The sequence below is a fragment of the Bradyrhizobium sp. genome, from assembly GCF_028868675.1.
GTDB lineage: Bacteria > Pseudomonadota > Alphaproteobacteria > Rhizobiales > Xanthobacteraceae > Bradyrhizobium.
In genome coordinates, this window is sequence record NZ_JAGWUA010000222.1 from 1 (window position 1) to 7,608 (window position 7,608).

12 protein-coding genes are annotated in these 7,608 nt (G+C 60.6%); 6 read left to right on the forward strand and 6 right to left on the reverse strand.

Annotation, left to right across the window (positions count from 1 at the left end; all coding sequences use genetic code 11):
- Positions 1 to 55: 55 nt before the first annotated feature.
- Positions 56 to 349, reverse strand: coding sequence for a cation transporter (locus KGM94_RS21635; protein ID WP_300263927.1), 294 nt, complete (start codon positions 347 to 349; stop codon positions 56 to 58).
- A gap of 20 nt (positions 350 to 369) precedes the next feature.
- Positions 370 to 795: a mercuric transporter MerT family protein gene (locus KGM94_RS21640; RefSeq protein ID WP_300263929.1), complete on the reverse strand. Its 426-nt coding sequence runs from the start codon at positions 793 to 795 to the stop codon at positions 370 to 372.
- Between the two features lie 86 nt (positions 796 to 881).
- On the opposite strand from KGM94_RS21640, the gene KGM94_RS21645 reads away from it, so the two are divergent.
- The 4 genes from KGM94_RS21645 (at position 882) to KGM94_RS21660 (ending at position 3,429) form a co-directional block, all read left to right on the forward strand.
- Complete coding sequence (locus tag KGM94_RS21645) at positions 882 to 1,304, forward strand: helix-turn-helix domain-containing protein (RefSeq protein ID WP_300263931.1); 423 nt, start codon at positions 882 to 884, stop codon at positions 1,302 to 1,304.
- 685 nt (positions 1,305 to 1,989) lie between these two features.
- A complete protein-coding gene (locus KGM94_RS21650; RefSeq protein WP_300263933.1) occupies positions 1,990 to 2,256 on the forward strand; it encodes a hypothetical protein in 267 nt (88 codons plus the stop codon).
- Between the two features lie 346 nt (positions 2,257 to 2,602).
- Positions 2,603 to 2,758, forward strand: a complete 156-nt coding sequence (locus KGM94_RS21655; RefSeq protein ID WP_300263935.1) for a hypothetical protein — start codon at positions 2,603 to 2,605, stop codon at positions 2,756 to 2,758.
- Positions 2,759 to 2,850: 92 nt separating this feature from the next.
- A complete protein-coding gene (locus KGM94_RS21660; protein WP_300263937.1) occupies positions 2,851 to 3,429 on the forward strand; it encodes a PEP-CTERM sorting domain-containing protein in 579 nt (192 codons plus the stop codon).
- A gap of 346 nt (positions 3,430 to 3,775) precedes the next feature.
- Here KGM94_RS21660 and KGM94_RS21665 read toward each other — a convergent pair whose 3' ends face one another.
- Together KGM94_RS21665 and KGM94_RS21670 are read right to left on the reverse strand one after the other, a co-directional pair.
- Positions 3,776 to 4,111 (reverse strand): H-NS histone family protein, encoded by a 336-nt coding sequence (locus KGM94_RS21665; protein ID WP_300263939.1) that lies wholly within the window; start codon positions 4,109 to 4,111, stop codon positions 3,776 to 3,778.
- A gap of 245 nt (positions 4,112 to 4,356) precedes the next feature.
- The gene (locus KGM94_RS21670; RefSeq protein ID WP_300263941.1) at positions 4,357 to 5,868 is read right to left on the reverse strand and encodes an undecaprenyl-phosphate glucose phosphotransferase; all 1,512 of its coding nucleotides are present in this window, start codon (positions 5,866 to 5,868) and stop codon (positions 4,357 to 4,359) included.
- Positions 5,869 to 5,993: 125 nt separating this feature from the next.
- Between KGM94_RS21670 and KGM94_RS21675 the strand changes: the two genes are divergently transcribed.
- The gene (locus tag KGM94_RS21675; protein ID WP_300263943.1) at positions 5,994 to 6,257 is read left to right on the forward strand and encodes a hypothetical protein; all 264 of its coding nucleotides are present in this window, start codon (positions 5,994 to 5,996) and stop codon (positions 6,255 to 6,257) included.
- Positions 6,258 to 6,563: 306 nt separating this feature from the next.
- The gene (locus KGM94_RS21680; protein ID WP_300263946.1) at positions 6,564 to 6,776 is read left to right on the forward strand and encodes a hypothetical protein; all 213 of its coding nucleotides are present in this window, start codon (positions 6,564 to 6,566) and stop codon (positions 6,774 to 6,776) included.
- 265 nt (positions 6,777 to 7,041) lie between these two features.
- Here the strand turns inward: KGM94_RS21680 and KGM94_RS21685 are convergent, their stop codons facing one another.
- Together KGM94_RS21685 and KGM94_RS25320 are read right to left on the reverse strand one after the other, a co-directional pair.
- Positions 7,042 to 7,341 (reverse strand): hypothetical protein, encoded by a 300-nt coding sequence (locus tag KGM94_RS21685; RefSeq protein ID WP_300263949.1) that lies wholly within the window; start codon positions 7,339 to 7,341, stop codon positions 7,042 to 7,044.
- Positions 7,342 to 7,461: 120 nt separating this feature from the next.
- Complete coding sequence (locus KGM94_RS25320) at positions 7,462 to 7,608, reverse strand: efflux RND transporter permease subunit (protein WP_366526264.1); 147 nt, start codon at positions 7,606 to 7,608, stop codon at positions 7,462 to 7,464.

The window sequence follows — 7,608 nt, forward strand, 5'->3', positions numbered from 1 at the left end:
CGCAGCGAGGACGGCGATAGCCGTGCCTGCACGAATTACGGGGCGGTCGTTCACCTCAATTGCCCTGCTTCACCGGATGGGCCGGATAGCCCGCGTTCATGCTGGCGGCCGCGATCATGGCCGCATTTGTTTTCGCTTCGTCGAAGGTCACGGTCGCGGTCTTGGCGCGGAACGAAACGGCGACCTTCGCGACGCCGGGGACCCCCTCCATCGAACTTTTCACGATGTACGGACACGAAGCACAGGTCATGTTGTCGACGGCGAAGGTGACCGTGCGCTCGCCGGCGAATGCCGTCGATGCCGTCATCATCAAGGCGATCAGGGCGCCAGCGCTCAAAGTCTTCTTCATGAGCCGGGTCTCCTTTGGCATCAGGCGGGAAGTAACAGCGGGGCGACGTAGTCGAAGGCGAAGGCGGCCACCACCAGCACCGTCGCGATCCAGAGCGCGGCCCGAATTAGGCCGCTGGGAATCGGGCGCGCGCACGCGGCGCCATCAGCGCAGGCTCGCCGCGGTTTCCAGTAGACGAGATAGAAGCCATAGCCGAGAAGGCCTGCCGTCCCCCCGACGAAGAACGGCTTGTAGGGCGCAAGCGCCGTCAGATTGCCGATCCAGGCGCCGCCGATGCCGATGCTGAACAGGATCAGCGGCACAATGCAGCAGGACGACGCAGCGAGCGCGCCGAGAATGCCGCCAGCGGCGATCAGACGCTGCCATCCGACCTCGCCGCGCTCGGACTCGGAGAAATCGGCCGCAGGGGGCGCCGTGCCCGCCGTTCTGGATCGCGATGCGACCATATCCGTTCTCTCTTTTCTTGCCGAAATCCAATGTGTGCCGTACCATGCGGTCTGTAGTCGCTACAGGGTCAAGAAGGTTTTTGGCGATGCACGATCACGCCGTGGTGAAGGGCCTGCAGCGGGCCGAACTCGCCGAGCGAACGGGCTGCAATCTGGAGACGGTGCGCTACTACGAGAAAGTCGGCCTTCTGCCCGAGCCGCCGCGCACGACGAGCGGCTATCGCAGCTATGACGTGTCGCATGAGCGGCGCCTTCGCTTCGTGTTGCGCGCGCGGGAGCTCGGCTTCTCGCTCGATGAAATCCGTGAACTGCTGCGGCTCGTGGACGAGCGCGACCAGCCTTGCGCCGAGGCACGTGCTGTCGCCGCCACGCATCTCGATGACATGCGAGCGAAGATCGCCGATCTCAAGCGCATGGAGCGGGTGCTCAAGGAGGTCGTCGCGCAGTGCGCTGACGGCACCTTGCCGGAATGTCCGCTGATCGAGACGCTTTTTGCTGGACGTGAGTAGTCGGTGCAATGATTGCGCCGGTAGGGGCTCCCATCCCGCCCGTGGTGACTGCGTCAGAAGCGCGATCAGAGGCCGGAGCTGACGGTCGACTGGTCAACAGCACGTCAACAGCAAATCCCGCTCGTTCCGGGTCCGTTCACGCTCCGATTTGCACTTCTACTGGCCTTTTCGTTTTGATTTCCCACGAGAATTGGTGTCTCTCATTACCTTGACATGGTAGGGGTCACAGGTTCGATCCCTGTCGTGCCCACCATCTTCTTCGAAGCCTTAGGCGCCGGACGCCCAGCCCGCGGAAGGGATGATTTCCGCGGAATTTTTCACGTCGACCGCTCCAGTTGCAGGTCGCTGGAGGCTTCGCGATGCCGGGTCCTGACGAAATACTTCGACAATCGATCTTGCCTTGATCGGAAGGCCTCTTCGATCCCCGGGGCGAGGGGCCGTTTCCTTCTGCGTTGGACTGCGATCCGCCGGGGAGGCAGCCCCACGCAATGGCCCAACTGCTTGGTCAACGCCATCTCGCCGAACGACAGGCAGATGTCTCGCAGGTGACGTTCGTCGAGTAACCATTCACGGTTAGGTTAAGTTGAGGTTTTCCTTGAGCGGCGATCGCGGCCGACCTAGACGATCGTTCGCGTGCGAGCGAGCTACCCCGCATTCGCGGGGCCGGACGCGGAGGGCCGCAGACATGACTGATCACAGGATATCTGCGCCGCGACGGTACTTCGTCGATGCTCGTGGTGATCGCGTCCTGATTGGTCTCTCCCTCGAAGAAACCACCGAGTTCGAGACGTTGGATGGTGGCGTGGATCTCGGAGAGATTGGTCCGACGATCGCAGCGACCGCTGCCCATACATGCGCTGCCGCACACGATACGCGTTGGCTGGAACTCTATTCGAAACACGATCAGGCATGGAAAGCCTGGATTGCGCAAACCCGGGCTCGGCTCGCCTAGATCGGACGCCATCAACTATTGCCGATGAACCGTAGGTGCACGGCGCGCATCGCCGTTTGCGAGCGTTCGTGCCCCACGTGCCAGGTCTCCGAATTCCCCGTCTTTGTGTAGATGCGCCGTCGCATGCTTCCCCGTTCATCCGAGGGGAGAACCAACGTCTGCGAGCAGGCCTTCGCAGGTGGCAGGTCCGGCGTCGGCGCGGCTTCCATCAATCGTTCGCAGCGTTAGCGGTCAAGCTTAACAGACGACTTCATTTGTCCCGGTGTCGAGCGCCTCATATAGTCCGGCCATGTTTCAAATCGCGAGACTCCGGAATCAAAGGGCGTCTTGCTTTCGGAGAACCGACTTGCGCGCCATCAACAGAAAGCGGGAAGACGAGATCGAAAGCTCGGCGGACAAATCGCTGAACGCGCGTTATGCCGAAGTCCTGGCACTTCGCGAGGCCGTGCGGAAGGAGGTCTTGGAGTTGACGAAGAAATCCAAGCGGCGCCTCTCGAAGTAAATTGCGGAAGCGTTTTCGGTCGAATGCGCGCGAAGCGCATGCGGCAGGCATCTGGCCAAGAGTAATCCTCTGGTTCCTTGAGGGGTCGTGGAATGCGGGTTCAATCGACAATTCTTGCGCTTGGTCTCGCTGCCATCGTCTTGCTTCCCGAGGCATCGCAGGCGGAACTCGTTACGAGAGCCTACACCTTCGCGTACTCCGGCTTCGCGGCGCACGTTCATGGTGCTCCTGACCTCAGCCCGAAGCCGCCAATCGACCATTGGGCGGGTAGTTTCAGCATCACATTTGATCCATCCGCAAGCAGCGCCGCCGGGTCAGTCGTTTCGTTCAGTTCCAATCTCGATTCCGATCCCCGGTTCGGCCCTTTTGCTTTCGTATACGATTTCGGGGCGCTCATGGTTGGTACGGATTGCGGCTCGCTTGGTTGTGCGGTGAGGAGCGGACTTGGGTCGGCAGCCCTTACGGAAAATTCCGCGGCCTACTCGCTGCCGAACGGCATTCTGTTCTTTGGAAGCGGTTCACTCAAACCGGTCAGTCAGGTCAATGCAGTGCCCGAGCCCTCGACATGGGCGTTGCTCCTGTTTGGTTTCGCAGCCCTTGGAGCGATGAAGTTCGGGCGGCGCGTTCGAGCTTCGCTTTTCGGCGGCCGGCTTTCAGCGTCGTCGAGCTGACGGCTGAGTCCTACGGGTGGTTTCAAGGCGGCTATCTGGGCCTGCAAGCTGCGCGGCAGGTCTGAGCCTGGCTGTCGCACGACATCACGCATGGAGTGCTCAGGGTCGTCGGGCAGACGCGCCTGCACGCTGCGTTCTGGCTTTCGCAGCGGGACAGACAAGCGTCGGATGTTGCATCTGCAAGCCGCAGGTTGGGGCGGCTGAACCGAGGCGTGTCCGCGGCCGCGGATCGGGCCAGCGAGAGCAAGATCAAGAGAGCCAGCACAATCCTCATCAAAATCTCCTGGCCACGTCCGGGCCGGCGCATGCGACCGCTAGAATTGCGCCGCGGGCCGGTAAAGGCAACCTATCTGTGCCTGATCAGGAACTCTTCCATCGACCGGCCGGTCTTCAGTTGTGCCGCAAGCCATTTCGGTTGCTTGCCGCGCCCGGACCAGGTCTCGTGAGGCTCATTGGGATTACGATATTTCGGATGAACCTTGGGATAGGCGCGCTTCTTGCGCGGAACGGGCTTCTGATCCGATTGAACGACATTCACTTCATTCTCACGACGCAATTGCGCGAGCCGCTTTTCGAGCGCGCGCTTTTCCGCATTCAACCGCGTCGATAGATACTGGTTGAGTTCCTCGTGAAGCCGCCAGAGCTCGTCGATCGAGAGACTTTCCAGGTTCAGCTTCTTCATCGCTGCGTCCGATTGGCCGATTTTCAACCGTACGTGATTCGCTTCATAGATAATTGTTGCAGTTTATTTGCCGTTTCCCAAGACCCCATTTATTTTGATCATGGGCCCAGCGGCAATCGAGCGCGAGGCCGGCTTTAAGCCTTTGAAAAAGATGCCATTATTTTCTATGCTGGTGCGATGCAACCCATTATGCGCAATCAGGCCGCCTGCACGCAAAACAGGTATCTGCGGGGACGGGGACTTGGTCAGTAAGCGTTGCGCTTCCGCGCGACCTCGAAAGCGGTCTTGATCAGGATCTGCACGTCGAGCCAGAGGCTCCAGTTGTTGACATACCAGAGATCAAGCTTCACGCGCTCGGCAATGTCCTCGATGCGAGGGGTAGCGCCGCGCCGGCCGTTGCATTGAGCCCAGCCCGTCATTCCGGGTTTGACATGGTGCCTGAACGCGTAGTCCCCCAGTATCCGCTCAAAATAGTCGTCGTGAGCCAGCGCATGCGGCCGCGGTCCGATCAGGGACATCTCGCCCTTGAGGACGTTGATCAGTTGGGGCAGTTCATCGATGCTCGCGGCTCGCAACAGCCGTCCGATCGGAGTGACCCTCGGATCTTCTCGCGACGCCTGAACCACGACGGGCCCGTCTTCGAGCACCCGCATGGTCCGGAATTTCAGCATTACGAACTGCTTGCCGTTGAAGCCCTTGCGACGTTGCCGGAAGATGACGGGGCCCTTGCTGTCCAACTTGATGGCGATCGCGGTCAATGTGAGAACGGGAAGTAATAGGGCCAGCGTCACCGCGGCGACGACGACGTCCATGCAGCGCTTGACGAAGCGTTCGACCGCACTGAGCGGGGCCCGTTGGATCTCGATGGCAACGACGCGCTGCCTCGCCGACGATACGAAGTTCGACAGCGATCTAACATGCGAGTCGGGCAACAACCGAACGGAGACCGGCAGGTTCTTCAGATGCTCCCGGGCGTCTTCGATCCGACCGGTATCGCTCCAAGGCAGCACCAGCAGGACTTCCCGGCAGTTGTGCCGGCGCACAAAGGTGTCGACCATGTCGAACACGGCGCCATCCGTGTCAGCCTGACCTTCGGAGACGCTCTCGTCAGCCAGCCGGAATTCCGTCAGATCGGTCGCGCCGACGAGCGCGAGACGATCGTGGAGCTGGAGGGAGGTCAACTCGCTGCGGCTGCCGACCATGACCGCGTCCCGGCGGGCAATGCCGCCTCTGTCGACTGCCGACGCGAGTCCGATCTTGGTCAGCTTTCGAACCGCCAGGAGTCCAATCGGAGCAACGGCATAGAACGCGAAAAAAGCGCCCCGCGAATAGCTGCCCCCGACCTTGAGGAGAAATGCGAAAAAGGCGAGAAGGATGCCGGTCGTGAACCAGCATACCAGGATTTCGGTCATTTCGACCGACGGCTTGGCGCTCTCGGGCAGATCATAATAGCCGGTGCCGCTCATCCTCAGGATGTGGATGAAACTCGCGAGCAGTCCGACGGCGCAAGAGGGCAGCAGGTTAATATGGGGATTATCCAGGAACAGCAGCTGATAGCCCAATCCCCCCGCGACGCTCGACAGCATGATGACCAGTGCGTCCGAGGTCGACAGAATATAAGGAATTAAATCGGGGGAGAGGAGGAGCCCGTTTCGGCTGGTGGCATGGTCGATCTGCCGCACCTCGTTGCGAATATCCGACCCGATCGACATAACAACACCTGCTGCCAACGAAGTACTGACCGTGGCGAAGACCACAAAAACTTGCCCAAGACAAACGGCGAAATAACTCTTCGTTAACGAAGCCGAGAATAGGCTGTCTCGGAGTGCGGCGCAACATCCATATTCGGGCGAGCGCCATTGGATTTTTGGGGAGTGCCGCCATGCTGCCGGTCGCCGCCTGTGCATTCGGCATTTGTCTCGGCCTCAATCTCAACGTGCTGGTTTTAATTCCAATCACTCTTGCCGTGCTTGCGACCTCCTTGACGTCGGCCCATTTGGCGGGCCAGGGGTTATTCGAGGGGGCGGCGACGGCGCTTCTTCAAGCCGTGTCGTGCCAGGCGGGCTACGTGGTTGGCCTGACGGCGCGCGAGCCGGTCAGCCACCTGCTAATGCGTCTCAAGGTTCGGCAATCGAAACGCGTCTGAGGGGCGGTTACGGGGCCGTCAGCCCGCGGGCGCGCCTGGAAGGGAGGAGCGGCGGGCAGGAAGGGGAAGCAGGAACCGCAGCCTGCCCCGCAGCTCCTGCGACTTCGCGCGGCACGCCAAGTCGAAGAGCCGAAGGCTTTTCGAGACGTCCCCGCGGGGGCGAACCGGCCGGGACGGGGCGGGATTTAAACCGCCGCGATCCATCCCACTATTAACTGTCCGGCAACGGCAGTCGCCGGTTGCGACGAGTAAATAGTGGGACTAGCATTGGATTCGAGTTGGACTGTTGGTTGACATGGTGAACTGATGTGGTTTTCCAAACCAAAGCCCCGCGATCAAGAGCCGAAGCTCACGCTTCGAGCATTCTCGAAGGCCAATCCGCCGGCGCCTCCCATGGTGGAGGATGTCGCGAGCCACAATGGTGAAAGCCTGGATAGTGCCGGCCTGACAAGCATCGCCCAAGAGGTCGTCCTGGCGATGAAAGGGCAGAAGACCGACGTCGACACGAACTCGGGTTAGGCCATCGGTTTGGCCGTCTTCTTGCGCAAGCCAGTGCTTCAAGAGAGGCGGAGGTGATGGCTGAAATGAGCCGCGCTGTTCTGGTCAAAGAACGCATAGTGCTGCTTCCGGTTCTGATGCAATGGACCGCACAAGCGCTTCATGGGGCTCCCCATCGCACAATTCTTTGTCTAAACGAAAGAGTTGGCGTCGGACTACTGCACAATCGGTGGAGACCGGTGGAGGTTGTAGATGTGCCTTTCGCGCAGGCGGGAGTCGGCGAGTTCTAGGCCGCAGTCTCGGGTCGAACGATGACCTTCAACTTCCATTTCATCTGCGGCCGGCTCTGTCTAAGACAGAAGCGTCCATCCGTGACCGCAAGTCTCACAACGGAGGTGGGCGAGCCGTGACAGCAGCTCTGGATGCTGTCGGGGAAGCCCGGATGGTAGACGTAGAGCCGCGTGTAATAGGGCTCAACCGCAATCAGCAAATCGATCGATTTGACGGTGGGAGGGAGTTTGCCGCCGAGGTCGATCAGCCGATCCCCGGGGTTGCATATGAGCGCTGCCAACACGAGAGCCTTCATTGCGCCAACGTAGTGGTTTTGGTGGAGCAGACAAGAGTGCTACTGCGCGGGAAGGCTGGCTGCACGATCGAGCAATGGAGCTCCACGCCAACAGACAGGAGCTTGAGCATCTTGCTTGGTTCATTCCGCCGGCACGTGAACCACGCGCGGTCCGGACCTGCGCCGCAGCCGGTCGATCAGGAGGTAGATCACGGGCGTGGTATAGAGCGTCAGGATCTGGGACACGAACAGGCCGCCGATGATGGTGATGCCGAGCGGCCGTCTCAG

Bases quoted from the DNA above. Each gene is read 5' to 3' on its own strand.
- KGM94_RS21635 (WP_300263927.1), bottom strand. From the start codon at position 349: ATGAAGAAGACTTTGAGCGCTGGCGCCCTGATCGCCTTGATGATGACG.
- KGM94_RS21640 (WP_300263929.1), bottom strand. From the start codon at position 795: ATGGTCGCATCGCGATCCAGAACGGCGGGCACGGCGCCCCCTGCGGCC.
- KGM94_RS21645 (WP_300263931.1), top strand. From the start codon at position 882: ATGCACGATCACGCCGTGGTGAAGGGCCTGCAGCGGGCCGAACTCGCC.
- KGM94_RS21650 (WP_300263933.1), top strand. From the start codon at position 1,990: ATGACTGATCACAGGATATCTGCGCCGCGACGGTACTTCGTCGATGCT.
- KGM94_RS21660 (WP_300263937.1), top strand. From the start codon at position 2,851: ATGCGGGTTCAATCGACAATTCTTGCGCTTGGTCTCGCTGCCATCGTC.
- KGM94_RS21665 (WP_300263939.1), bottom strand. From the start codon at position 4,111: ATGAAGAAGCTGAACCTGGAAAGTCTCTCGATCGACGAGCTCTGGCGG.
- KGM94_RS21675 (WP_300263943.1), top strand. From the start codon at position 5,994: ATGCTGCCGGTCGCCGCCTGTGCATTCGGCATTTGTCTCGGCCTCAAT.
- KGM94_RS21680 (WP_300263946.1), top strand. From the start codon at position 6,564: ATGTGGTTTTCCAAACCAAAGCCCCGCGATCAAGAGCCGAAGCTCACG.
- KGM94_RS21685 (WP_300263949.1), bottom strand. From the start codon at position 7,341: ATGAAGGCTCTCGTGTTGGCAGCGCTCATATGCAACCCCGGGGATCGG.